The organism is Providencia sp. Me31A, from assembly GCF_050487165.1.
Taxonomy (GTDB): Bacteria; Pseudomonadota; Gammaproteobacteria; order Enterobacterales; family Enterobacteriaceae; genus Providencia.
The window spans coordinates 24,883-48,699 of sequence record NZ_JBKQGZ010000008.1 but is presented as its reverse complement, the minus strand read 5'-3'; the positions used below and the strand labels follow the sequence as shown (position 1 = coordinate 48,699).

Sequence of the window (23,817 nt, the reverse complement as noted above, 5' to 3'; positions counted from 1 at the left end):
AAAAAATAACAACTTCAAACGAAATAACACAAAAACAAAGAATAAATCAGGTTAACTAAACTATTAACCTGATTTAAAAGAGTTTTAATATGACAATTAATTACAAATCCTCAAGATTAAGAACATCTTTCATATCATATAACCCCTCTTTTTTAGCAAAAACCCAAGATGACGCCTTAATTGCTCCATTTGCGAATGTCATCCGGCTAGATGCTTTATGTGTAATCTCGACTCGCTCGCCAATATCAGCAAACATCGCCGTATGTTCACCAACAATATCTCCAGCGCGAACAGTGGCAAAGCCAATTGTCCCTGACTCACGTTCTCCGGTATAACCTTCCCGAGCATAAACGGCGCAATCTTTTAGGTCTTTCCCTAACGCGCTAGCAATGGACTCCCCCATCGCTAATGCAGTGCCAGAAGGCGCATCAACCTTATGGCGATGATGAGCTTCGACAATCTCAATATCGGTATAACTTCCCATCACTTTTGCTGCTTTTTCTAGCAATTTCAGAACTAAATTAACACCAACACTAAAATTTGCAGCAAATACAATCGGGATCAGCTTAGCAGCGTCTGCGATAGCTTGTTTACCCTGCTCATCGAATCCAGTCGTACCAATTACCATCGCTTTTTGATTTGCTTTACAAAAAGCTAAGTAATGCAATGTGCCTTCTGGTCGTGTAAAATCAATAACTACATCAAAATCATCAACAACTTTATCAAGTGAATCAACAATATGAACGCCCAATTGGCCAATGCCAGCAAGTTCACCCGCATCAACCCCAATTAGCGACGAGCCCTCACGTTCAATAGCTGCACCTAATTGAACACCTTCTTGTTCTTGTGCAGCCTGAATTAATTGCCGCCCCATACGCCCACCCGCGCCAACTATTGCAACTCGTACCACTGAATTTGCCATGGTTTATCCTTTTCATTATTAATGCAAATATCTAAATATGAACCGCGAGTAACACCCCCGCAGTTTAAAGAATGATTGTGATACAGATTAACGACCCTAACTGCATTCTGCTAGTGAAAATGCAGAGTTATTAACAAAAGCGTAGAAAGCGGAAGGATTATCAGTAAAAGTTTTAATCAAGAAAGGCATACTTAACTAGTTAATTGATATTGAGTTTATTCAATCTTAGTGCGTGTAAATGAGAAAGTATTGGATACCGATGGTAGGTATTACAGTGGTAAATGACTATTTTTACCGTATAAAAAAGATAATTATTGATACCATAAAATGAAAAACAGCTTCGAAGCAAAGCCAACGAAGCTGTTTTTCATAAATCGAAGCCAATTGATTAGTTAATCTCTTTCACTTCCACACGTAATTCTTTAGGCACTTCAAAAACAATATTTTCTTCACGGCCTTGTAACTCAACAACAGAACCTGCACCTAACTCTTTTAGCCTATCAATAACTTGCTGGACTAAAATATCAGGTGCAGAAGCACCGGCGGTCAAGCCAATAATATTTTTACCTGCTAGCCACTCTGTTTTAATGTCTTGTGCGCCATCAATTAAAAATGCAGGCTTTTGCATTCTAGATGCAAGTTCTGCCAAACGGTTTGAGTTTGACGAGTTTTTCGACCCCACAACTAAAACAATATCTGCACGCTCAGCTAATTCTCTCGCAGCTTCTTGGCGATTTGTTGTTGCGTAGCAAATATCATCTTTCCGAGGCCCTACAATGTTTGGAAAACGCGTGGTCAAAGCATCAATCACATCCGAAGTATCATCTACAGAAAGTGTTGTTTGAGTCATAAAAGACAAATTGTTTTCATCTTTCACCTTTAATTTCCATACATCTTCTGGGCTTTCGACAAGGTACATGCCGCCTTCAGGATTACTATATTGCCCCATTGTTCCTTCGACTTCCGGATGTCCTGCGTGACCAATCAAAATAGCCTCTTTTCCTTTACGGCTAGCTCTTGCCACTTCCATATGAACTTTAGTCACTAGCGGGCAAGTTGCATCAAACAACATAGTCAAATCACGGGAACGGGCTTCCTGACGAATGGCTTGTGAAACACCGTGAGCTGAAAAAATTAAAATAGAACCGTCTGGCACCTCTGAAATTTCTTCAATAAAAATAGCACCACGTTGACGGAGATCATCCACAACATAACGGTTGTGAACCACTTCATGGCGAACATAGATTGGCGCGCCATAAAGTTCTAACGCTCTTTCTACAATGCTAATTGCGCGGTCTACACCGGCACAAAATCCACGAGGGTTAGCCATTAATATTTGCATTGTGGTTCTCCAATTGCGGGTCTACTTCGAGCACTTCTATGTCAAAACTAATTTGTTGCTCAGCGAGTGGATGATTGAAATCAACAGTGATCGACTCGCCTTCTATTGATTTTACTATACCAGGCATTTCACTGCCATTCATGGCAGTAAACAGCATGATTGTACCAATTTCAGGAATACCCGTCTCAGTAAAATCACGCAATGAAAAGTATTGAACTAAATCTGGATTATGTTTACCAAAAACAGTATGCCCCGGTAATGAAAAACTTTTCTTTTCGCCTTCACTAAGACCTAAAAGTTGCTCTTCAAGTTCCGGAGATAAAGAATCATTCCCTAAGACAAACAACGCAGGCTTTCCTTGTGCCTGAGAAGAATCGGCTGTCGAGCCATCTTCCAGTTTCAGTGTGAAATGGAGTAAAACAGAGCTCTGAGCCTGTATTTGAGTAGACATAAATCAAACCTATTTGACATAAAATACAGCCCAGAAAATCTGGGCTGTGAGATATTGCATTGTAACCTAATATGCCGCCATTCTATTTTGCTTTTTCTTGCTTAGATTTATCTGGCAAGAAACCTTCAATAATGACTAATGCAGCACCGATACAAATAGCCATATCCGCAAGATTAAAGGTTGGCCAGTGCCAATTACCGACGTAAAAGTCTAAGTAATCAACAACAAAACCATGCACTAGTCGGTCACTAAGATTGCCGATAGCGCCACCAATAATTAATGCGTAAGCGATATTAGATAAGCGCTTTTGTGCACTTTGCCGGAACATCATCACCATCAAAATAATGGAAATGCCAATCGCAATACCTGCAAAGAACCAACGCTGCCAGCCACTCTCATCTGCCAAGAAACTGAATGCTGCACCAAAGTTCTGCGCATACATTATGTTAAAAAATGGCATTATTGGATGCGGCTCGTACAGATTCAGGTCTTTTAACACTAACTGTTTAATCCCTAAATCTGCAACGATGATCACAATGGTTAGCCATAACCAACGCAAACCGGTAGAACAAATTGGCGCTTTCATTAAGCAAACTTACGAACTTCGCCGTTACCGGCTACGTTAGTGACACAGCGACCACAAATTTCTGGTTGCTCGCTAGAAGAACCAATATCACTCGCATAATGCCAACAACGAGGACATTTCTCACCAGCTGCTTTGCTAAAGGCGATTTTCAGGCCTTTTAATTCACTTTCTTGTGCATCCGCAGGTGCTGTATCAATATCTGCAACTTTCACTTGTGATGTCAGCAATACAAAGCGTAATTCATCACCTAAGCTGTGCAGCTTAGCAGCAAGGTCTTTATCTGCATACAATGTTACAGCAGCCTCCAAAGAACCACCAATCAGTTTATCAGTACGAGCTTGCTCTAATACTTTATTGACTTCACCGCGTACCGCTAGTAATTGTGCCCAGAAATGGTTATTCATTTCATTTGACTCATCTAAGCCAAATAAGTCGTCATACCACTCTTCAGTCAGGACAAATTGAGTCCGCTTACCTGGCAGCTCATTCCAAATCTCATCAGATGTGAAGGAAAGAACAGGTGCAATCCAACGCACTAATGCTTCAACGATATGGAATAAAGCAGTTTGGCAGCTACGACGCGCTAAGCTATCACTTTTCGCTGTATACTGGCGATCTTTGATGATATCCAGATAGAACGACCCCATCTCGATAGAACAAAAATGCATTAAGCGCTGAATAACGGATAAGAAATCATACTCATCATAAGCTTTAATTATTTCTTGTTGTGCTTCTAAAGCACGGCTGACAGCCCAGCGATCTAAGACCACCATATCTTCTGGCTTCACCATGTCTGTTTCTGGGTTGAAACCATTAAGGTTAGCCAATAAGAAACGAGCTGTATTACGAATACGACGGTAAGAATCTGCAGCACGTTTCAATATTTCATCAGAAACCGCAATTTCACCCGTATAATCGGTTGATGCAACCCATAAGCGTAAGATATCCGCACCCAGTTTGTTCATCACATCTTGTGGGCTTACCGTATTGCCTAAAGATTTAGACATTTTGCGGCCTTGCCCATCAACGGTGAAACCGTGAGTCAGAACTTGTCGATAAGGCGCTTTACCTTTCATCGCTGTTGATAACATCAATGAAGACATGAACCAACCGCGGTGCTGGTCAGAACCTTCTAAATACATATCTGCTGCATTACCGTGGAATTCAGGACGTACATCAACAACCGCAAAATGTGTTGAGCCTGAGTCAAACCACACATCAAGCGTATCGGGGACTTTACGGTAAATTTCTGCTTCATCACCCAGTAATTCCGCAGGGTCCAGATCCCACCATGCTTGAATACCGTCAATTTCAACACGCTTAGCCACTTCTTCCATCAACTCTAAAGTACGAGGGTGAAGCTCTTCGGTGTCTTTGTGAACGAACAAAGACATTGGTGTGCCCCATGTACGTTGACGGGAAATGCACCAGTCAGGGCGATTTTCAACCATCGATTCAATACGTGCGCGACCCCAACCAGGTATCCACTGAACTATATCGATCTCTTTCAAAGATTGTTCACGTAAACCGTTTTTATCCATGCCGATAAACCATTGTGGTGTCGCACGGAAAATAACTGGAGTTTTATGACGCCAGCAACATGGATAGCTATGTTGGATCGCTTGCTTAAACAACAATGCGCCTTTTTCGTTCAATAATTCAACGATAAGGTCATTAGCTTTAAAAATAAATACGCCATCTAATGTTGGGTAAGTATTAGGTAAAAAACAGCCGTCTGGTCCCACAGGGTTTGCTGTTTCCAAACCATACTGCTGACCAACCACGTAGTCTTCAGGACCGTGGCCTGGAGCCGTATGTACCGCACCTGTACCTGCATCTAATGTAACGTGATCACCTAAGATAGCAGGGACATCAAAGCCCATAAATGGATGTTGGAAACGTAAAAGTTCAAGTGCAGAACCTTCACATTCCCCTAAAACCGCCCACGCCTCAACCCCTATCGTTTTCATCACCTCTTCGACAAGGTCAGCAGCTAAAATGAGTAATTCGCCATTTGCTTCGATTAAATTATATTTAAACTCAGGATTTAACGAAATCGCGCGGTTCGCTGGCAGTGTCCAAGGTGTCGTTGTCCAAATAACCAATGACGGTGTTTTATCGCTTACCACGCCAAATTTTTCACACACAGCTTTGCTATCTACTGCCGGAAAACGAACGTAAATAGAAGGCGATGTTTTATCATAGTATTCAACTTCAGCTTCAGCCAGTGAAGAACCACAGGCCGTACACCAGTGAACAGGCTTAGCCCCTTTCACCAAATGACCATTGGCGATAGTTTTCGCTAGTGCTCTAATAATGTGTGCTTCAGTTTTGAAATCCATGGTTAAGTAAGGTTTATCCCACTCACCTAAAACCCCCAGACGCATAAAGTCTGCTTTTTGCCCTTCAATCTGCTCTTTGGCATATTGGCGGCATTGTGCACGAAATTCAGCGGCGGAAACTTTTTCACCTGGTTTACCTACGATTTGCTCAACTTTATGTTCAATAGGTAATCCATGGCAATCCCAGCCTGGGATGTAAGGTGAATCATACCCCGACAACCCTTTGGACTTAATAATAATATCTTTGAGAATTTTGTTAACTGAGTGACCAATATGAATACTGCCGTTAGCATACGGAGGGCCATCGTGCAGAATAAATGTCTTCTTGCCCGATTTTGCTTTACGGATTGCCTGATACAAACCTTCTTTGTACCAGCGCTCTAACATCTGTGGTTCGCGTTTAGCGAGGTCGCCACGCATTGGGAACCCTGTTTCTGGTAGATTCAGGGTATTTTTATAGTCACTCATCGATTCTCAGTTCCAATTTTCCGCTAAATTATCTGATTCCTATTGCGCAGAGGTATTCTCTTGCTGCAATTACATCATTAGCAATTTGCTCCTTAAGCGCTTCCAACGAAGCAAACCGCTGCTCATCACGTAATTTCTTACGCAACACTACATCAATATGACGCCCATATAAATCCATAGTGGCGTCAATCAGATGAACTTCTAACTGCGTTCCTTTTCCAGATACAGTCGGCCGTGTGCCAATATTAGCCACACCAGGTAAAGGTTTATCACCTAACCCATAAACTTCTACAGCATACACACCAGTAACCGGTGTGACTAAACGTTTTAACGGTAGGTTTGCTGTCGGAAAACCTATTGTTCTGCCGAGTTGATTGCCATGTACAACCCGTCCGCTAATCCGATAAGTGTGCCCTAACAAGTTTTCTGCAAGCCCAAGATTGTTATCTTGAATTGCTTTTCTAATGGCTGTACTGCTGATACGAAGCCCTGAATCACAAAAGCTTTCTGTATCTGCAACTTCAAAACCGTATTCTTCACCCGCTTGTTGTAAAAACGCAAAGTCACCCATGCGATTTTTTCCAAAACGAAAATCGTCCCCAATAGCGAGGTATTTCACACCAAGTTTACTGACCAGCAAGTCAGACACAAACTCAGAAGGTGTCAATGAGGCAAAGTGCTGGTTAAATTCAACACATAAGAGGTAATCAATACCACTGTCTGCAAGATATTTCACTTTATCTCGTAAACGTGTCAAACGCGCTGGCGCTTTATCACCCATAAAAAACTCTAAGGGCTGTGGTTCGAAAATCATCACAACCGAAGGCAAGCCTAATTGTGCACCTTTACGTTTTAAATTTTGAAGTAACACCTGATGTCCACGATGGACACCATCAAAATTACCAATAGTCAGCACGCAACCATGATGGCACGCCCGGATATTCTGTATACCGCGAATTAGCTCCATAACAGGCTCAATACCGAGGAAATTGCAGGATTATACCTTGTACGACGCATAAGGTTAACCTTAGTTCGCAAAAGGTTTCATTAAACCCTAATTTTTTGATCTCCACACGACTTATTACCGACTAATTTTATGCGATCCGTCGATCATAATGCTACCCAAACAAAGCTATTGGGTACGAATATCAAAAACGTTGGGATAACCAATGGATTATCAATACAACAAATTTGTTCTGAGGTCTCTAAAAATATTATATTTTTTGGGTTTTATCATCAAAGGCCATAGCTAAATATAGCTTTTGCTCAATAAACAACCAATTGCCGTGCAAATTTTATACGGGACTCTGATTGATAACTCAAAATTTTTTTTCAGTTTTAATTCTTTTCAAATATCTATCATCAATTACGCATTTTTTCACGCTAAGATCTGTATTCTTCTCATATTTGCTGATAGAATCTTGCACCATTCACAACGCATATACATCGAAGTACACGATGTTTATTTGCACAAATCCATTGACAAATGAAGGGCGAAAGGGCATATTCCTCGACCTTTGAATTGTCCTCAATAGAATACATTTGGGAGTTGGACCTTGGCTAATATCAAATCAGCTAAGAAACGTGCCGTTCAGTCAGAGAAACGTCGCCAGCATAACGCTAGCCGTCGCTCTATGGTACGTACTTTTATCAAGAAAGTTTACCTTGCTATCGCTGCAGGCGATAAAGAAGCTGCTCAGAAAGCATTCAATGACATGCAACCTATTGTTGATCGCCATGCAACTAAAGGCCTGATCCACAAAAATAAAGCAGCACGTCATAAAGCTAACTTAGTTGCTCAAATCAAAGCAATGTAATTTTGCTTCTTGATTAGCTAAAAAAACCGGCTTCTGCCGGTTTTTTTATGCACTAAACTTTTTCTCAACACGCTCAATAGGTACTGGAAATAAATCTGAAAAATCTTTATTACAAACTCGCTGTACAGCAGGATGCTGGATCATTCTTTCTGCAAAAATAACATAGTATTCTTCTTTTACACTATCTAGACGACCCAGTTCTACAATATCATCACCACCCAATAAGTCAGGGGTGTATTGGGACGGCGCAACAAAAATCGCATTGTAATGCATACCGAATGCTTTCATTAAGGCCGCATCATCAAACTCACCTAATACTTCAACTTGTAAATTTTTATTACGTATCCAAGTCAGTATATGCCGACCTAACAAATAACGCCTGCCCGGAATTAATAAGCGGCGCTCTTCTAAACACTCAGGAAATGGTTTCTTTGGAATTGGCTGACGACAGAAAAAACTCATGTTACATTCACCCAATTTTACAGAAAACAAACCTTCTTGCTGTGATGAGTCAACAGGACAATCGGATAAAATCATATCCAGTTTATGCTGGCTAAGTTGCTCCAACAGTAGTTCATGGGTTGACTCAAAGCAACGTAAATGGATTTGTTCATGTTCAACAACTGCGGTTTCTAATATTTTACTCACTAGTTGTTTTGATAGTGTATCAGCCACTCCTACATCAAACAGTAGATTAGACTCACGGCTATAATTAACAATATCTAGCATTTCTTGGCTAAGCATAAACATTTTATCGGCATAGCGAAAAATGAGCTGCCCAAGCTCAGAAGGTACTAACCCACGCCCTTGCCTTTTAAACAATTTTCCACCTAAGCGCTCTTCTAACGCTTTTATTTGCCCTGTAATAGTTTGCGGAGTCAGGTAAAGTGCTTCCGCAGCACCAACTACAGAGCCTTCTTTGCATACATGCCAGAAGTAGTAAAGGTGGTTAAAATTAAGATGTGAAACCCGCATATCGATTCCTTTTGTACCGCCAACAGCAATCATTTCTCACCATTGACCATACACGTTTACCTGTACTCCATTAGTGAGGAGCTTTTATTGTGAATACCGCTGCATGTTCATAACATACCACGGTATATCATAGTGTATTAGCTCGGAAATTATTACTAATAATTCACAAAATTACGTTGATAATATGAACTACGCTGACTCTTTTTGTTTCGGTAACACCACCCTTAACATAAAATAACCTAAGAGTGCGGCTAATGTAGAACCAATTAAAATACCTAGACGAGAATAGGTACTATACGCCTCATCAAGGCCATCAAATGCGAGCCCAGTAATAAAAATAGACATAGTAAAACCGATCCCACAGAGTACAGAAACTGCGAAGACTTGTTTTAAGTTAATCGACTCAGGTAGTTTTGCAAACCCAAGTTTTACCGAAACCCAACTAAACAGAAAAATCCCGATTGGCTTACCAAATATCAACCCTGCCGCTACCCCTAGAGGTAATGGGGTTAATAAGCCATCAAAGGTTACCCCTTGTAACTGTACCCCTGAATTTGCAAATGCAAAGATAGGTAGGATCAAATAAACAACCCACGGATGCAATACATGCTCTAACTCTTCAGAAGGCTTTGTTTGATTTGTTCCACGTAATGGAATCAAAAAACCAACAATGACCCCTGCTAATGTCGCATGCACACCGGATTTTAAAATGCACACCCACAGTATTAGACCGATCACCAAGTATGCGGCAGTATTTTCAACTCTACGCCAATTCATTACACATAGCACTGCAATACATAATGCAGATAACCCCAAAGCCACCAGTGACACAGAGCTTGTGTAGAAAAAAGCAATAATGACGATGACACCGAGGTCATCAATAATCGCCAATGCTAATAAAAATACCTTGAGTTCTGTCGGCACTCGCTTGCCTAATAACGCCATGACACCTAGCGCAAATGCAATGTCTGTTGCCGCAGGGATTGCCCATCCTTGTTGGGTAACACTGTCCCCCCCATTAAATAAAAGGTAAATTAATGCAGGTGCAATCATTCCCCCCAAGGCCGCAATTGCTGGAAATATGGCTTTATCCCGCCCCGAAAGAGATCCTTCTAATAATTCACGTTTTACTTCAAGGCCAACTACCAAGAAAAAAATGGCCATTAGAAAGTCGTTAATCCATAATATCAGTGGCTTATCTAAACCAAACTCCGATATTTTAATCGATACTGGAACATCTAAAAATTGCTGATAAACCCCTTGCAATGGCGAGTTAGCCATTATTAAAGCGACGATGGCAGCAATAATCAGGAGTAAGCCCCCTGCTGCTTCTAACCTTAAAAATTTACGAATAATTGCTGTCATATAATTAACCTCAATATTTTTTGAATGTTAATGTTATGCTAATAATTAACTCGTAAAAAATCGTTTATTTATCCATTAAACATCGGAATTAACGAATCATTTGAGTTAGAGATCACGTCAGATGATAAAAAAACGTTAATTTGGCTATAGACAAATTTTATAAAAATAAATAATAAATTTTGTTAAAAACAGACTTTATAAATTCAATTTTTTGTTGCATGCCAATCTACCGTTTTTAACTATCAGGTAAAAACATTCCTATTTCGTTGTTCGACACCTTTCGTAAAAATTTTAAATGTGGGAGACTTCTTGCAAAAGGTTTACTAAGCGCTTCGCAAAAAAACGTAGCTCATTTACCCATAAAATATTCGTGATTACCCTTTAACGATGACAACTTACGTATTATTTGCCGTACTTTTTGCTGCTTTTTGCCATGCAAGTTGGAATGCCTTAGTCAAATTTGGCAACGATCGCTTTTTTGGCCTTGTCATGATTTCCTTTTTTTCAGGAGTATTGGCCATTCCAGCGCTCCTTTGGTTCGGCTTACCTTCCCCTGAAGCTATCCGCTGGTTAATTCTGTCTGTATTATTTCATATTGGCTATACCTACTTCTTAAGCCAAGCTTACACTCATGGTGATTTAGGCCAGATTTATCCAATATCTCGGGGCTCAGCGCCCTTAATTACCGCCTTATTGAGCGCAATATTATTCCATGAGTTAATCCCATTATTTGGCCTCATCGGTATCTTAATGATTATCAGTGGCGTAGTTCTGATTGCTTTCGCAGGAAAAAAATTCACGTTAAATATTAAAGGAAAAGCATTATTTTTTGCTTTGTGTACCGCCTTTTTTACCGCTTGTTATACCTTATCTGATGGGCACGGTGCACGGGCCAGTGAAGACCCTATTGTTTATACGCTATGGCTATTTTTATTAAATGGGATTGTTTTAACCATTGCTGGAGTCATTAAATACCGAGGGGCTTTATTACTCGGAGTCCAACAATATTACCGTTCAGGGTTATTGGGTGGGTTAATGCAACTTATTAGCTACGGTATTGCGATATGGGCAATGAGCCAAGCACCTATTGTTGTCGTTGCAGCCATAAGGGAAACCAGTGTGTTATTTGCTATGTTCTTATCTATTGTCTTTCTAAAAGAAAAATTCAATATGATGCGAGTCATTGCCTGTACTATTATTTTGGGTGGTGTATTACTTGCCAAGCTTAGTGTATAGAAGTAAGAGGTTGGACATCCAGTCCCCCCTTACCTGTAACCATTAAAGCTCTATTTTTTGGTAGATCTCTATAGCCGCTTCACTAACATCCATCATATGAATAGCACCATGGAGCATCCCTTCTAACATAATGAAATTGACGGGTATACCCGCTTCTAACAAACGAGTTTTATATAACTCCCCATCACTGCGAACGGGATCATATTCACAGACCAAAATTGTTGCCGGAGGCACCCCCGTCAATGAGGAAGCCATCAATGGATTTGCAAGTTCATTCTTACGTTCTGATGAGTCTCCCAAATAGTTTTCCCAACAATAAGCCATGGTGTTTGCTGTTAAATCATAACCTTCACCATATTGCTGGTAAGAATCCCCTTCCATCAACGCATCCAGCGCAGGATAAAATAATAATTGATGTCGAATATGCAGATCAGGCCTTTTTCTTGCCATTAAACACGCCGCTGCTGCTAAGTTAGCGCCTGCACTATCCCCTGCAACCGAAATTTGTAGCTTAGACACCCCAAGCTGTTGAGCATTATTATAAATAAATCTTATTGCTGTGAAATAATCCCTAAGTGGAGTGGGAAACTTAAACTCGGGCGCTAAACGATAATCAACTGAAAACACAATATGTTTTGTTGACTCAGCTAATAAGCGACAGGCTCTATCCCATGCAGCTAGACTCCCTAGGCACCAACCTCCACCATGAGCAAACACTATCGCAGGACGGTTTTGTTGCCTTTCCATGCCATAAGGAACGTATGTTCGTACTTCTCGTTGTGCACCATCTTCCATCACGACAAAAAAAGCGCCTTGAAAATAGCTATCACGGTGCGCGCCTTGCTGTGCAATAATATCTTTATCAACAGCTTGCCTCAGTAACTTGAGGTCGTTAATCGGTTCATCGTTGACACGAGAAATGAGCCAATTCGTGATTTCAGGTCTTAAAGCCATTTCATTTACCTTGTTGTAAGAACTCAATAATTAGCGTGTTAAATTCTTCAGGTTTTTCTTCCATGACAAAGTGCCCACAATCCGCAACAAGGGCGCTAGATAGGTATTTTGCTACCTTTTTCATGGTTTGATACGGCGCATCTTTAGTTGCGTGCTCAGCACCTATCGCAAGTACAGGCATCGATAAAAGTTTCTGCTCACGTAAAAGATTTTGTGAAATAGTCTCAGGGATTGCACGATAGTAATTAAATCCCGCAGCTAGTCTCCCAGGAATACTGTACGCTTCAATATAGGTTTGTACGGCAACTTTATCGCGGTGCCATGACCATTTATCAAAAATATAATTTAAATAAATTGATTCACGCCCTGTAATCAATGTCTCGGGTAAGTCAGCCAGTTGGTTAAACATGAAATGCCATAAAAAAATATTTTCATCCGGTGAAACAAAAATAGAGGGTGCTGGTGCAAGTCCTGGAATAACAGCCTCTGTTACAATTAAGTATTCCACTTTGTCTGGGTAGTCCGCAGCTAAGGCATAACCCACCCACATCCCTATATCATGACCAATCACGGAGTAGTATGAATGCCCTAATTGACTCATTAAATTGGCCGCGATAGAGGCGATTCTTCCTGTATCATAACTTCCGATTAAAGGTGCGGAGTGCCCAGTACCTGGAGGGTCTATGGCTATCGCTTGATAGCCGTTTTCAGCGAGTGCCACCATCACATTACGCCACGCGTACCATGTCTGTGGCCAACCGGGTAAAAGTAGCACTGCAGGCCCTTGCCCTAAAGTCACGCAGTGTAATTTATTGCCATCCACATATTGATAATGATGTTTAAAATTAGAGTATTCCATAATATTTTCCATTTAAATGCTTATGCTATTTTGCGATGCCTAATAGGGTATCTAACTGAGATTGATTAACTGGGACGGCAGCAAAATCATCAAAAATTTTGTCAGTAACTCGAATAATATGTTGATTAATAAATTCAACACCTTCACGAGCGCCGTCGTCTTTATTTTTCAAACAGCATTCCCATTCCAATGTTGCCCACCCTTGATAACCATTTTGTGTTAACTTAGAAAAGATGCTTTTAAAGTCCACCTGACCATCGCCTGTCGAACGAAAACGTCCTGCTCTATCAGCCCAATTTTGATAACCACCATACATCCCTTGGCGACCTGTTGGATTAAACTCCGCATCCTTGACATGAAACATCCGAATGAAATCTTTATATATATCAAGGTATTCTATGTAATTGAGTTGTTGTAGTACAAAGTGACTAGGATCGAATAACATCTTGCAACGTGGGTGATTCCCTGTACGCTCATAAAACATTTCAAAACTGATACCATCGTGTAAGTCTTCACCGGGGTGAATTTCAAAGCACAGGTTCACGTTATACTCATCACAAGCATCTAATATTGGCATCCAACGGCGTGCGAGTTCATCAAAAGCAGTTTCGATTAAACCAGATGGACGTTGAGGGAAAGGAAACACATAAGGCCAAGCTAAAGCGCCTGAAAATGTCCCCATATCCGTTAAGCCTAAACGTTTTGATGCTGTTATTGAGTCTAATAATTGTTGTTTAGCCCATTCTGTTCTGCCAATAGGATCACCTCGAAGTGCTAAAGGTGCAAAGTTATCGCATAACACATCATAAGCAGGGTGAACGGCCATCAATTGACCAAAAATATGAGTCGTCAATTCACTTATGACTAATCCATATCGATCTAAAAGGGCATTGATTTCATCACAATACTCCTGACTAGTAGCCGCTTTGTTAACATCAAACAGGCGGCTATCCCATGCTGGAAGTTGGATCGCTTTGAATCCTGTATCTGCCGCCCATTGAGCAATGCTATCTAAGCTATTGAAAGGATAAGTATCATCACTAAATTGTGCTAAATGCACACTTGGGCCTTTAATTTTTTGCATGTTATTTACTCTATTGTTTGTCAGTCGACAAACAATAGAGACTTTGTATAATAAACACAACACTTTTTAGTGAAAAAATATCGTTAGCACACATTTTTAATTCAATCTTATTGATTTATTTGTAATAAAATTTTTTTCAATAAATAATGTGAATAATCAGAATCGTATAAAGGATAAACAATGGCAGGCAGACCACGGGAATTTGATCGAGATGAGGCGCTTATTAAGGCTCGTAATTTCTTCTGGCAACATGGCTATGAAGGCACATCAATGTCCGATTTAGTCAATGCGCTGGGAATTGCTTCTGCTCGAATTTATAAAGCATTTGGGTCTAAGGAAGCCTTATTCCGCGAAGCCGTGATCCATTATGAAACCCATGAGGGCAGCTTCGCGTTATCTGCTTTGCAAAAAAAAGACATACGCAACGCTATCGCAGAACTCTTAACTGAAGCTATCAATTTATATACCCGTGAGGATCATGCAATGGGCTGTATGGTCGTTTCTTCAGCAAATGCATTAAGCGAGGAAAATCATTTATTGCTTGAATGGATGACGCAGCAACGTATTGAACGCGGTAAAGGAATTGTGGCGCGTTTTAAACAGGCAAAGCAAGAAGGTCAGCTCATGGAAAATGCAAATCCAGAGTTACTTGGCCAGTATTATTCTTTAATTCTCCATGGGTTATCTGTGCAAGCACGCGATGGTGCAACAAAAGAGACCCTGTTCGATATTGTTAATTTTACCTTAAGCCACCTAGATCCTCTTATAAAAAATAATACTTAACTTATCATGTTAATATGAGGTAATAATGTCATTTTCCAAGTCTTTACTAGCGTTATCTGCCATTAGTGCATCTTTTACAAGCTTTGCTATAACGCCTGCTGACCTTATGATTGTTGATGGTACCGTGTTAACTATGGATAATAAAAAACAGGTTTTTAATCACGGTACTGTTGTCGTCAAAGGTAATAAAATCATCGCCGTTGGCGGCCCTGAAATATCAAAAGACTACCAAGCCGAAACGGTATTGAATGTTGAGGGAGACATCGTCATGCCTGGGCTGATCAATACTCATACCCATGCATCCATGACCGTTTTTCGCTCACTCGCCGATGATGTTCCCGACCGCCTGCACCGTTATATTTTCCCACTTGAAAGTAAAATGGTTAGCCGTGAAATGGTTCGTATCGGCGCAAATCTCGCCAACGTTGAAATGATCAAAGGCGGAGTGACCACCTATGTGGATATGTATTACTTTGAAGATGAAGTGGCTAAAACTGTTGATAAAATAGGGCTAAGAGCGGTGCTCGGTGAATCCGTGATTAAATTCCCTGTCGCTGATGCTAAAAATGCAAATGAAGGCATCAACTATGCTGTTAATTTTATTAATCAATACAAAGACCATCCAAGAATAACCCCTGCTTTCGCACCGCATGCACCTTATACCAATACAACAGAACATTTGCAGCAGGTTGCTAAATTATCACAAGAACTAGATGTTCCTGTGATGATCCACCTCGCCGAAACCGATCGTGAGCAAGAAGAAATAGCTAAACGCACCGGTGGGAAGAGCCCTGTACAATATATGGCTGATATAGGGGCTCTGAATAATAAAGTTATCGCAGCCCATGCCATTATGGTCGATGAGAAAGATATGGATTTGCTAAAGCAGTATGATGTCGGTGTCGCACATAATATCAGTGCGAATACTAAGTCAGCTAAGGGGGTTGCTCCTGTCACTGCCATGCTTGAAAAAGGGATTCGTGTTGGGTTAGGGACTGATGGGCCGATGTCGAGCAATACCCTAACAACGTTAAATGAGCTGAATTTAGTCGGTAAAATTCACAAACTTGAAAATAAAGACCGTTCTGCAATGCCACCAATTACCGTTGTTGAGATGGCAACAATGGGCTCTGCTCGCGCATTGCATATGGAAGATAAATTAGGTTCCCTCGAAGTCGGAAAATTAGCTGACATTATTGTTATTGATACTAAATCACCAAACATGGTTCCTATGTATAGTCCCTACGCAGCGTTAGTCTATGGCGCGAACGGAGCCAATGTTCGCCATACTCTTGTTGATGGTAAACTGTTGATGCAAGACCGTCAGCTACTAACCGCAGATGAGGGCGCCATTATTAAAGAAGCTCAAGATTTTGCCAATAAAGTACGTGAGACTGTGATTGCCAGCGGTGAAGTGGTTAAATAAAACAAAAAATGGCTGACTCCGCAATCTGCTAAGTCAGCCACTCTAATTTTACCAATTACTAACTAATTATTTATTAGTTAAATCATCAAAAAATTTCTTCACACCATCTAAAAAGCTTTTAGAGCGCGGGCTATTTTTCTCACCCCCCTTGCCCCCTAATGACTCACCAAACTCTTTGAGTAACTCTTTTTGTTTCTCATTAAGTTTGACAGGTGTTTCGACGACGATATGGCACATCAAATCACCTTGCAGACCACCGCGTACAGATTTTACGCCTTTTCCTTTCATACGGAAAATTTTACCGGTTTGAGTTTCTGCTGGAATTTTCAGTTTTACACGACCATCTAGGGTTGGGACTTCAATTTCGCCACCGAGAGCAGCATCCGCAAAATTAATTGGAACTTCACAATGCAGATTATTGCCATCACGTTCAAAAATATTGTGAGGTAATACATGAACCTGAACGAATAAATCCCCTGCTGGAGCTCCGTTATCTCCGGCCTCACCTTCACCTGATAAACGAACGCGATCCCCTGTATCAACACCCGCTGGGATTTTAACCGACAATGTTTTATATCTTTCAACACGGCCATGACCATGACATTTATTGCATGGATCTTTAATCACTTTCCCGCGACCATGACAGGTTGGACAAGGCTGCTGAACAGAGAAAAAGCCTTGGCGCATATGTACTTGGCCCATACCATGACAAGTAGAACATGTGTCTGCACTGGTTCCTGGCTTAGCACCATTCCCATGACACACATCACAAGTTTCAAGTGTTGGGATACGAATTTCTTTGGTCACTCCACGGACAGCCTCTTCAAGAGTCAGTTCCATGTTGTATTGCAGATCAGAACCGCGGCTTGGGCGCTGCTGTCTGCGGCCGCCTCCAAAAATATCACCGAAGACGTCACCAAAGATATCGCTAAAGTCTGCACCACCGCCGAAGCCACCACCCCCCATGCCACCTTGTTCAAAAGCGGCATGACCGTATTGATCATAAGCTGCACGTTTTTGGTCGTCAGATAGGACTTCGTATGCTTCTTTAATTTCTTTAAATTTAGCTTCTGATTCGTCTTTGCTTCCCTGATTACGGTCAGGATGGTACTTCATTGCTAAACGCTTATAAGCACGTTTAATGTCTTTGTCAGATGCGTTTTTTTCGAGGCCTAATACCTCGTAAAAATCTCTTTTCGCCATTCATTTTACCCTTAACATACGGAACGGGCGTAGAGTTTCCTCAACGCCCGTATCCGGTATCAGTAACTATTAATAAGCATATTCGCTACAGCTACTGTGCCCGCTAAGGGCATTATTTTTTGTCTTTATCGTTAACTTCTTCAAATTCAGCGTCAACAACATCATCATCTTTCTTCGCTTCTGCATCCGGCGCTGCGCCACCCGCTTGAGCTTGTTGCTGTGCAATTTCCAGCAGTTTCGCTGATGCAGTGACTAAGGCTTGGATTTTCGCTTCGATATCCGCTTTATCTTCACCTTTAGCTGCAACCTCTAACTCAGAAGTAGCTTTTTCGATATTCGTTTTATCTTCTGCTGGTAATTTATCGCCAGCTTCTTCAATTTGTTTACGAGTACCGTGAATCAATTGGTCTGCTTGGTTACGAATTTGAACCAATTCTTCAAATTTACGGTCGGCTTCTGCGTTCGCTTCTGCGTCACGTACCATTTTTTCGATTTCCTCGTCATTCAGACCAGAAGACGCTTTAATGGTGATATTTTGCTCACGACCACTATTTTTATCTTTTGCAGATACATGCAAGATACCATCCGCATCGATGTCAAAAGTCACTTCGATTTGCGGCATACCACGTGGTGCAGCTTGGATACCATCTAAGTTAAACTGACCCAGTGATTTGTTGTCACTCGCACGTTTACGTTCACCTTGCAGTACATGAATGGTGACTGCTGCTTGGTTATCTTCCGCTGTTGAGAACACTTGGCTATGTTTAGTTGGGATAGTGGTATTCTTCGAAATTAACGAAGTCATCACGCCACCCATAGTTTCGATACCTAAAGACAATGGTGTTACGTCAAGTAACAGAACGTCTTTAACATCACCTGCTAAAACACCACCTTGTACTGCCGCACCCATTGCCACTGCTTCATCTGGGTTAACGTCTTTACGCGGTTCTTTGCCAAAGAAATCAGCAACGACTTTTTGTACCATTGGCATACGTGTTTGACCACCAACCAAAATAACATCGTTGATTTCACTAACACTTAAGCCTGCGTCTTGCAGAGCCACTTTTACTGGCTCCATTGAACGTTTAACTAAATCTTCAACCAGTGACTCTAATTTTGCACGAGTCACTTTGATATTCATGTGTTTAGGACCTGTTGCATCCGCAGTAATGTACGGCAAATTAACATCTGTTTGTTGTGCAGAAGAAAGCTCAATTTTTGCTTTTTCCGCAGACTCTTTCAGACGTTGCATTGCTAACGGATCGTTACGCAGGTCAACACCTTGTTCTTTCTTAAACTCTTCAACTAAGTAGTTGATTAAACGTGTATCGAAGTCTTCACCACCTAAGTGAGTATCACCGTTAGTCGCCAGAACTTCATAAGTTTTTTCACCATCAACTTCATCGATTTCGATGATTGATAAGTCGAATGTACCACCACCTAAGTCATAAACTGCGATAGTACGGTTTCCAACTTCTCTATCTAAGCCATATGCTAATGCAGCTGCCGTTGGTTCGTTAATGATACGTTTTACTTCTAAACCAGCGATACGGCCTGCATCTTTAGTTGCTTGGCGTTGTGCGTCATTAAAGTAAGCAGGAACAGTGATAACAGCTTCAGTAACTGGTTCACCTAAGTAGTCTTCCGCTGTTTTTTTCATTTTTTTCAGAACTTCAGCAGACACTTGTGGTGGAGCCATTTTTTGGCCTTTCACATCTAACCAAGCATCGCCATTATCAGCCGCGATAATTTTGTACGGCATAATAGAAACGTCACGCTGAACTTCTTCGTCTTGGAAACGACGACCGATCAAACGTTTGATCGCAAATAATGTATTTTCTGGGTTAGTCACTGCCTGACGTTTTGCCGGCTGACCAACTAAAATTTCACCATCTTGAGTGTACGCAATGATGGAAGGAGTAGTTCTGTCACCTTCGCTGTTCTCAAGAACACGCGCGGTAGTACCATCCATAATTGCAACGCATGAGTTAGTTGTACCCAAGTCGATACCAATAATTTTACCCATCTAAAACGCCTCCAAAGGAATTCTTTTCACTATGATTTCGATATCAATCTATATGTGGCTCAATATTTCATTTTCAAGGGAGTTTTCACTCTGAGCGCAAAATTATTTTTTAAAACTCAATAATTCTGATCGATATCCGTTGATGTCTTAAAGATGGGGTCACAAATTCATTCATCAAGGGGGAGAATTAAAAAAATTTTGCATTTATTGCAAAAAAAGCAGTCTTGTGATCAAGGTTTGAACAATAAAAGCTGCGTATGATGCACCGCCAATGCTGATTTCACAGCATTTTTACCTTTATATTTACTTGAATTTCACATATTTTACCAGAGGTTATATGCTGTCAAGCTCTCTTGCAAATCCAGGCCCACTTGGTTTACTCGGCTTTGGTATGACAACCATCCTGCTGAATATCCATAATGCAGGTTTTTTCCCACTTTCATCCGTTATTTTAAGTATGGGTATTTTTTACGGTGGGCTTGCTCAATTTATTGCTGGATTGATTGAATATAAAAAAGGCAATACTTTTGGTGCAACTGCATTCACCTCTTACGGCATGTTTTGGATTTCATTAGTTAGCTTATTATTTTTACCAACGTTGGGATTAGCCGAAGCCACTTCCCCTGAATTTTTAGGTGTTTTTCTTGCTATTTGGGGTGTCTTTACCTTCTTCATGTTCTTAGGAACATTCAAAGCAAACGTAGTGCTGCAATTTGTTTTCGGCAGTTTAACCATACTGTTTGCATTATTAGCTATCGGCAATATCGCGGGCAATGCTGCCTTATTAAAATTTGCAGGATTTGAAGGGATCATCTGTGGTGCGAGCGCATTTTACTTGGCCGTTGCCGAGGTGCTCAATGAACAATATGGCAGAACAATTTTGCCTATTGGACAACGCAGGTAATTCTATTTAATCAGGTGAGCGAATACTCACCTGATTACACTGAGGCTTATTTAGAACGAAGGGCTGACTTAGGTCTAAAAGCCTTTACAACCGCAGGGTCAGTTTCGACATAAGGGCCATCCAATAATTGGATGCAATAAGGTACACTGGCGAAAATTCCAGAAACCAATACATTCCCTTCTTTATCTTTTAAACCTTCTAACGTCTCAGCTATCGCTTTTGGCTGCCCCGGTAAGTTCAAAATTAACGCTTGATTACGGATCACGCCTACCTGACGCGACAAAATTGCTGTTGGTACAAACTTTAAGCTAATCTGACGCATTTGCTCGCCAAACCCGGGCATTTCACGGTCTGCAATGGCAAGAGTTGCGTCTGGCGTCACATCACGACGAGCAGGCCCTGTTCCGCCCGTAGTTAAAACTAACTGGCAAGCAAACTCATCCACCAGCTCACATAATGTTTGCTCAATCATGATTTGCTCATCGGGAATAAGGCGAGTTTCAATACGAAAAGGGGTCGTCAGGGTTTTTGCTAACCACTCTTCTAACGCTGGAATACCTTTGTCTTCATAAATACCGCTCGAAGCACGATCAGAAACTGAAACCAGACCTATGCGCAATTCATTCATACAAACCTCAAGAAAATTATTCAATCCAAAACTGTTTATTGAAAAATAAACAGTTGGAATATCATATCATGATGAAAGATTGCATACAGCGCCCTCAATTTTATATCTTGAAATTGAGAACTAATTCAATAAAAAATATCCACAAAAAACCCAGCTAACGGGTCACCTCAATTAGCTGGGCTGAAATGGAAAAAGAATGAATTACAGTAAATCTGCAATCATTTTTTCCAGTTTTTCTTGGTCTACCGCAAACTTACGGATACCATCAGACAGTTTATCAACCGCCATTGGGTCTTGGTTATGCTGCCAATAGAACTCAGCTTCCGTCAGTTTAGCACCTGGTTCTTGAGTTTTACCTGAATCAGTTAGTTTGCGAACTAATTCGCCTTGCGACTCAGACAGCTCTTTCAGTAAGCCCGGAGAAATCGTCAGACGGTCACAGCCCGCTAACTCGATAATTTCACCGACGTTACGGAAACTTGCACCCATTACAACCGTTTTATAACCGTGAGCTTTATAGTAGTTATAAATTTCAGTCACAGAAATCACGCCTGGATCTTCTTGTGGTGCAAATTCTTTTTTATCAGTATTTGCTTTGTACCAATCAAGGATACGACCTACGAATGGAGAGATCAGGTAAACACCCGCTTCCGCACAAGCTCGTGCCTGAGCAAAAGAGAATAATAAGGTTAAGTTACAGTTGATGCCTTCTTTTTCCAGTTTCTCTGCAGCACGAATACCCTGCCAAGTTGAAGCCAGTTTAATCAAAATACGATCGTTGCTAATACCCGCGTCGTTGTACATTTTGATTAAATGACGAGCTTTAGCAATACAAGCTTCTTCGTCATAAGAAAGGCGTGCGTCAACTTCAGTAGAAATACGACCTGGAACTAATTTCAGAATTTCCAGACCGATATTAACAGCCAGTTTGTCACAAGCATCAATAATTTGTTGCTCACGATTGCTGCTTTGCTTACGCGCCCACTCTACCGCTTCATCAATTAATTTACGGTACTCAGGAATTTGTGCAGCATTTAAGATCAGCGACGGGTTAGTGGTCGCATCTTGTGGTTTGTAAAGCTTCATCGCTTCAATGTCGCCAGTATCAGCAACAACAGTTGTCAGACTACGTAAGGAGGTTAGTTTATCGGTCATTTCTTTAATCTCGTTGTTATACCCGTCATATTCCAAGTTGTAGGGTAGTTAGCTGCAACTTGAACTACTTTGCGTATTATAAAGGAATTGTGGCTATCGCCGCACCGTACACAGATAATATCATGCATCCACATTGCTGCAAGCAAGGAAATCCAGTCTAAAGCAACTATTTGATTGGCAATCGGTTTCGCATGCTGATACAGAACTGAATCCTTTTAGCTATACGCATATTCACAAGAGAGTAACAAAAAACAATATTGGTTTGGCTTATTATATCAATTCGCCATTTAGGATGAATCTTTGCTAAAGTAGCAGTTATCATTGTTTAAAAAGGGTCAAGTCATGCTGATTACTATTTCACCTGCAAAAACATTAGACTACGAAAGCCCGCTGGCAACACAGCAGTTCACCCAACCAGAGTTATTAGGGGAATCGCAAAAATTGATGAATGTGTGCCGTAAGTTAACACCTGCAGATATCGCAAGTTTAATGAAAATTAGTGATAAATTAGCGGGGCTCAATGCCGCTCGTTTCGCAGAATGGCATGCTGATTTTACACCAAGCAATGCAAGGCAAGCTATTTTAGCATTTAAGGGGGATGTTTATACGGGTATGCAAGCCGAGACTTTCTCCCAAGCTGATTTTGAATTTGCCCAGTCTCACTTACGAATTTTATCTGGCCTGTATGGTATTTTAAGGCCTTTGGACTTGATGCAGCCTTATCGTTTAGAGATGGGTATTCGTTTAAAAAATACTCGAGGAAAAGATTTATATGAGTTTTGGGGCGATATTATTACCAAGCAACTCAACCAAGCACTTGCCGAGCAAAAAGATCAAGTCTTAGTCAACCTCGCCTCCGATGAATATTTCAAATCAGTGAATACAAAAAAACTGGAGGGTGAGATTATTAAGCCAGTTTTTCTTGATGAAAAAAACGGCAAATATAAAGTCATCAGCTTTTATGCAAAAAAAGCACGCGGCTTAATGAGCCGATTTATTATCCAAAATAAATTGACAAAAACAGATCAACTTTCTGATTTCAATTTAGAAGGCTATCAATTCGACGAAAGCCAATCTAAAGGCAATGAACTTGTCTTTACTCGCCCTCAGCAAATTTAATCCCATGAAAATGGAGTTTGCATTAGGTAAATTCCATTTTTACAAGCCTCATGTTTCATGCACCGTCATAGCTTGCCGACGAAACAGCGATTATAAAAATAAATTAGCATTGATTCCTCAGTCAGCTTTTTAGGTTTATGGCAGAATTAGTTTGGATGTTGCCCACTCATTT

At 40.9% G+C, this 23,817-nt stretch carries 21 protein-coding genes; 6 read left to right on the top strand and 15 right to left on the bottom strand.

From position 1 onward, the window contains the following. Window positions 1–100: 100 nt before the first annotated feature. From dapB to ribF, 6 genes are all read right to left on the bottom strand, one after another. The gene (gene dapB, locus ACLPIE_RS07980) at window positions 101–922 is read right to left on the bottom strand and encodes a 4-hydroxy-tetrahydrodipicolinate reductase (protein ID WP_430260991.1); all 822 of its coding nucleotides are present in this window, start codon (window positions 920–922) and stop codon (window positions 101–103) included. A gap of 388 nt (window positions 923–1,310) precedes the next feature. After that, the gene (gene ispH, locus ACLPIE_RS07975) at window positions 1,311–2,264 is read right to left on the bottom strand and encodes a 4-hydroxy-3-methylbut-2-enyl diphosphate reductase (protein ID WP_430260990.1); all 954 of its coding nucleotides are present in this window, start codon (window positions 2,262–2,264) and stop codon (window positions 1,311–1,313) included. Further along, the gene (gene fkpB, locus ACLPIE_RS07970; protein ID WP_430260989.1) at window positions 2,245–2,715 is read right to left on the bottom strand and encodes an FKBP-type peptidyl-prolyl cis-trans isomerase; all 471 of its coding nucleotides are present in this window, start codon (window positions 2,713–2,715) and stop codon (window positions 2,245–2,247) included. Before fkpB ends, ispH begins: the two co-directional genes overlap by 20 nt. An 82-nt stretch (window positions 2,716–2,797) precedes the next feature. Continuing rightward, window positions 2,798–3,301 carry a signal peptidase II gene (gene lspA / locus ACLPIE_RS07965; protein ID WP_430260988.1) on the bottom strand — a complete coding sequence of 168 codons (504 nt, stop codon included), beginning with the start codon at window positions 3,299–3,301 and terminating at the stop codon, window positions 2,798–2,800. After that, window positions 3,301–6,111, bottom strand: a complete 2,811-nt coding sequence (gene ileS / locus ACLPIE_RS07960; protein WP_430260987.1) for an isoleucine--tRNA ligase — start codon at window positions 6,109–6,111, stop codon at window positions 3,301–3,303. Before ileS ends, lspA begins: the two co-directional genes overlap by 1 nt. Window positions 6,112–6,139: 28 nt before the next feature. Next, window positions 6,140–7,078, bottom strand: a complete 939-nt coding sequence (ribF, locus tag ACLPIE_RS07955; protein WP_430260986.1) for a bifunctional riboflavin kinase/FAD synthetase — start codon at window positions 7,076–7,078, stop codon at window positions 6,140–6,142. Window positions 7,079–7,667: 589 nt separating this feature from the next. Between ribF and rpsT the strand changes: the two genes are divergently transcribed. After that, on the top strand, window positions 7,668–7,928 hold the full coding sequence (rpsT, locus tag ACLPIE_RS07950) for a 30S ribosomal protein S20 (protein WP_004914688.1): 261 nt from the start codon (window positions 7,668–7,670) through the stop codon (window positions 7,926–7,928). Window positions 7,929–7,973: 45 nt separating this feature from the next. Here rpsT and nhaR read toward each other — a convergent pair whose 3' ends face one another. Together nhaR and nhaA are read right to left on the bottom strand one after the other, a co-directional pair. Further along, window positions 7,974–8,903, bottom strand: coding sequence for a transcriptional activator NhaR (nhaR, locus tag ACLPIE_RS07945; protein WP_430261153.1), 930 nt, complete (start codon window positions 8,901–8,903; stop codon window positions 7,974–7,976). Between the two features lie 189 nt (window positions 8,904–9,092). Continuing rightward, entirely contained in the window at window positions 9,093–10,268 is a 1,176-nt protein-coding gene (nhaA, locus tag ACLPIE_RS07940; RefSeq protein ID WP_430260985.1) for a Na+/H+ antiporter NhaA, read from the bottom strand. A 387-nt stretch (window positions 10,269–10,655) separates the two neighbouring features. Between nhaA and ACLPIE_RS07935 the strand changes: the two genes are divergently transcribed. Beyond that, window positions 10,656–11,504 carry an EamA family transporter gene (locus tag ACLPIE_RS07935; protein WP_430260984.1) on the top strand — a complete coding sequence of 283 codons (849 nt, stop codon included), beginning with the start codon at window positions 10,656–10,658 and terminating at the stop codon, window positions 11,502–11,504. A gap of 42 nt (window positions 11,505–11,546) precedes the next feature. Here ACLPIE_RS07935 and ACLPIE_RS07930 read toward each other — a convergent pair whose 3' ends face one another. From ACLPIE_RS07930 to ACLPIE_RS07920, 3 genes are read right to left on the bottom strand one after another with little or no spacing between them, the layout of a single operon-like run. Then, window positions 11,547–12,458 carry an alpha/beta hydrolase gene (locus tag ACLPIE_RS07930; protein ID WP_430260983.1) on the bottom strand — a complete coding sequence of 304 codons (912 nt, stop codon included), beginning with the start codon at window positions 12,456–12,458 and terminating at the stop codon, window positions 11,547–11,549. A 1-nt stretch (window position 12,459) separates the two neighbouring features. Continuing rightward, a complete protein-coding gene (locus tag ACLPIE_RS07925) occupies window positions 12,460–13,317 on the bottom strand; it encodes an alpha/beta fold hydrolase (RefSeq protein WP_430260982.1) in 858 nt (285 codons plus the stop codon). 25 nt (window positions 13,318–13,342) lie between these two features. After that, window positions 13,343–14,401: a sugar phosphate isomerase/epimerase family protein gene (locus ACLPIE_RS07920; RefSeq protein ID WP_430260981.1), complete on the bottom strand. Its 1,059-nt coding sequence runs from the start codon at window positions 14,399–14,401 to the stop codon at window positions 13,343–13,345. Window positions 14,402–14,581: 180 nt separating this feature from the next. Between ACLPIE_RS07920 and ACLPIE_RS07915 the strand changes: the two genes are divergently transcribed. Then, window positions 14,582–15,184, top strand: coding sequence for a TetR/AcrR family transcriptional regulator (locus ACLPIE_RS07915; RefSeq protein ID WP_430260980.1), 603 nt, complete (start codon window positions 14,582–14,584; stop codon window positions 15,182–15,184). A gap of 25 nt (window positions 15,185–15,209) precedes the next feature. Further along, window positions 15,210–16,610: an amidohydrolase gene (locus tag ACLPIE_RS07910; protein WP_430260979.1), complete on the top strand. Its 1,401-nt coding sequence runs from the start codon at window positions 15,210–15,212 to the stop codon at window positions 16,608–16,610. A gap of 66 nt (window positions 16,611–16,676) precedes the next feature. Here the strand turns inward: ACLPIE_RS07910 and dnaJ are convergent, their stop codons facing one another. Then, the gene (dnaJ, locus tag ACLPIE_RS07905) at window positions 16,677–17,813 is read right to left on the bottom strand and encodes a molecular chaperone DnaJ (protein WP_430260978.1); all 1,137 of its coding nucleotides are present in this window, start codon (window positions 17,811–17,813) and stop codon (window positions 16,677–16,679) included. A gap of 112 nt (window positions 17,814–17,925) precedes the next feature. Then, complete coding sequence (dnaK, locus tag ACLPIE_RS07900; protein WP_430260977.1) at window positions 17,926–19,839, bottom strand: molecular chaperone DnaK; 1,914 nt, start codon at window positions 19,837–19,839, stop codon at window positions 17,926–17,928. Between the two features lie 337 nt (window positions 19,840–20,176). On the opposite strand from dnaK, the gene satP reads away from it, so the two are divergent. Then, window positions 20,177–20,743 carry an acetate uptake transporter gene (gene satP, locus ACLPIE_RS07895; protein ID WP_430260976.1) on the top strand — a complete coding sequence of 189 codons (567 nt, stop codon included), beginning with the start codon at window positions 20,177–20,179 and terminating at the stop codon, window positions 20,741–20,743. A 46-nt stretch (window positions 20,744–20,789) separates the two neighbouring features. Here the strand turns inward: satP and mog are convergent, their stop codons facing one another. Together mog and tal are read right to left on the bottom strand one after the other, a co-directional pair. Then, window positions 20,790–21,371, bottom strand: coding sequence for a molybdopterin adenylyltransferase (gene mog, locus ACLPIE_RS07890; protein ID WP_430260975.1), 582 nt, complete (start codon window positions 21,369–21,371; stop codon window positions 20,790–20,792). A 201-nt stretch (window positions 21,372–21,572) separates the two neighbouring features. Further along, window positions 21,573–22,526, bottom strand: coding sequence for a transaldolase (gene tal, locus ACLPIE_RS07885; protein ID WP_430260974.1), 954 nt, complete (start codon window positions 22,524–22,526; stop codon window positions 21,573–21,575). 342 nt (window positions 22,527–22,868) lie between these two features. Between tal and yaaA the strand changes: the two genes are divergently transcribed. Next, entirely contained in the window at window positions 22,869–23,645 is a 777-nt protein-coding gene (yaaA, locus tag ACLPIE_RS07880) for a peroxide stress protein YaaA (RefSeq protein ID WP_430260973.1), read from the top strand. Window positions 23,646–23,817 lie beyond the last annotated feature (172 nt).

Coding starts and splice junctions, on each gene's coding strand:
- dapB (WP_430260991.1), bottom strand. CDS start 922: ATGGCAAATTCAGTGGTACGAGTTGCAATAGTTGGCGCGGGTGGGCGT.
- ispH (WP_430260990.1), bottom strand. CDS start 2,264: ATGCAAATATTAATGGCTAACCCTCGTGGATTTTGTGCCGGTGTAGAC.
- fkpB (WP_430260989.1), bottom strand. CDS start 2,715: ATGTCTACTCAAATACAGGCTCAGAGCTCTGTTTTACTCCATTTCACA.
- lspA (WP_430260988.1), bottom strand. CDS start 3,301: ATGAAAGCGCCAATTTGTTCTACCGGTTTGCGTTGGTTATGGCTAACC.
- ileS (WP_430260987.1), bottom strand. CDS start 6,111: ATGAGTGACTATAAAAATACCCTGAATCTACCAGAAACAGGGTTCCCA.
- ribF (WP_430260986.1), bottom strand. CDS start 7,078: ATGGAGCTAATTCGCGGTATACAGAATATCCGGGCGTGCCATCATGGT.
- nhaR (WP_430261153.1), bottom strand. CDS start 8,903: ATGCGGGTTTCACATCTTAATTTTAACCACCTTTACTACTTCTGGCAT.
- nhaA (WP_430260985.1), bottom strand. CDS start 10,268: ATGACAGCAATTATTCGTAAATTTTTAAGGTTAGAAGCAGCAGGGGGC.
- ACLPIE_RS07935 (WP_430260984.1), top strand. CDS start 10,656: ATGACAACTTACGTATTATTTGCCGTACTTTTTGCTGCTTTTTGCCAT.
- ACLPIE_RS07930 (WP_430260983.1), bottom strand. CDS start 12,458: ATGGCTTTAAGACCTGAAATCACGAATTGGCTCATTTCTCGTGTCAAC.
- ACLPIE_RS07925 (WP_430260982.1), bottom strand. CDS start 13,317: ATGGAATACTCTAATTTTAAACATCATTATCAATATGTGGATGGCAAT.
- ACLPIE_RS07920 (WP_430260981.1), bottom strand. CDS start 14,401: ATGCAAAAAATTAAAGGCCCAAGTGTGCATTTAGCACAATTTAGTGAT.
- ACLPIE_RS07915 (WP_430260980.1), top strand. CDS start 14,582: ATGGCAGGCAGACCACGGGAATTTGATCGAGATGAGGCGCTTATTAAG.
- ACLPIE_RS07910 (WP_430260979.1), top strand. CDS start 15,210: ATGTCATTTTCCAAGTCTTTACTAGCGTTATCTGCCATTAGTGCATCT.
- dnaJ (WP_430260978.1), bottom strand. CDS start 17,813: ATGGCGAAAAGAGATTTTTACGAGGTATTAGGCCTCGAAAAAAACGCA.
- dnaK (WP_430260977.1), bottom strand. CDS start 19,839: ATGGGTAAAATTATTGGTATCGACTTGGGTACAACTAACTCATGCGTT.
- satP (WP_430260976.1), top strand. CDS start 20,177: ATGCTGTCAAGCTCTCTTGCAAATCCAGGCCCACTTGGTTTACTCGGC.
- mog (WP_430260975.1), bottom strand. CDS start 21,371: ATGAATGAATTGCGCATAGGTCTGGTTTCAGTTTCTGATCGTGCTTCG.
- tal (WP_430260974.1), bottom strand. CDS start 22,526: ATGACCGATAAACTAACCTCCTTACGTAGTCTGACAACTGTTGTTGCT.
- yaaA (WP_430260973.1), top strand. CDS start 22,869: ATGCTGATTACTATTTCACCTGCAAAAACATTAGACTACGAAAGCCCG.